The organism is Actinopolyspora mzabensis, from assembly GCF_900101095.1.
GTDB classification, from domain to species: domain Bacteria; phylum Actinomycetota; class Actinomycetes; order Mycobacteriales; family Pseudonocardiaceae; genus Actinopolyspora; species Actinopolyspora mzabensis.
In genome coordinates this window covers 1-1,230 of record NZ_FNFM01000024.1, presented here as the reverse complement: position 1 = coordinate 1,230, position 1,230 = coordinate 1, and the positions used below count along the sequence as shown (strand labels likewise).

Sequence of the window (1,230 nt, the reverse complement as noted above, 5' to 3'; positions counted from 1 at the left end):
CTACCGCGTCAACCGGCGGTTGACGTATCAGCTGGGTGATGGGCGGTTGACGTTTACCAACACGGGTGCGCAGGTGCGGGTGATTCCGCAGGAGTTGCGGGAGTTGCCGTTGCTGCGCGGGTTCGACGACGAGTCGACCCTGGCCGTGTTGGCCGACCGGTTCACGCAACACCACTACGCCCCCGGTCAACTGATCACCGAACAGGGGGAGACCGCTGATCGGGTGGTGCTGTTGGCGCACGGTAAGGCCAACAAGATCGGCCCCGGTGAGTACGGTGACGACAGCGTCCTCGACGTACTCGCAGACGGGGAACACCTCGGGCAACGAATCCTCGCCGACGACGAGGTCCGCTGGCCACACACCGTCAAGGCCATCACCCCCTGCACTGTGCTCACCCTGTCCCGGCAGGAGGCGCGGGAGATCACCGAACGCTTCGAGAACCTGTCCCGACACCTACGACGAACCGAGTCCCAGCCGATCCCACCACACAACAAACACGGTGAGGCGGCGATTGATGTGGTGTCGGGTCATTGGGGTGAGCCGTTGTTGGCGGGGACGTATGTGGATTATGAGGTGGCGCCGCGGGAGTATGAGTTGAGTGTGGCGCAGACGGTGTTGCGGGTGCACAGTCGGGTGGCTGATTTGTACAACCAGCCGATGAATCAGACTGAGCAGCAGTTGCGGTTGACGATTGAGGCGTTGCGGGAGCGGCAGGAGGAGGAGCTGGTCAATAATCGTGAGTTCGGGTTGTTGCACAATGCGGATCTGTCGCAGCGGATTCACACTCGGACCGGCCCGCCAACCCCCGACGACCTCGACGAACTGTTGGCGCTGGTGTGGAAGGACTCCGAATTCTTCTTGGCGCATCCCCGCGCTATCGCCGCGTTCGGCAGGGAATGCAACCGACGGGGTGTCTATCCCCAAAGTATCGACATCAACGGCAACAAAGTTCCCTCCTGGCGCGGAGTTCCCATTTTTCCGTGCAACAAACTGCACGTCAGTGACACCCGCACGAGCTCGATAATGCTGATGCGCACCGGCGAGCAGAACCAGGGTGTGGTCGGGCTGCACCAGACCGGCATACCCGACGAATATCAACCCGGCCTGTCGGTACGGTTCATGGGGATCGACGACAAGGCCATCATCTCCTACCTCGTCAGTGCCTACTACTCCGCGGCCGTGCTGGTGCCCGACGCCCTCGGCGTCCTCGAACACGTCGAGATCGGACG

1 protein-coding gene is annotated in these 1,230 nt (G+C 62.1%); it reads left to right on the top strand.

From position 1 onward, the window contains the following. Positions 1-1,230: family 2B encapsulin nanocompartment shell protein (locus BLR41_RS22275; protein ID WP_092632824.1), on the top strand; the 1,230-nt coding region annotated here is incomplete at both ends.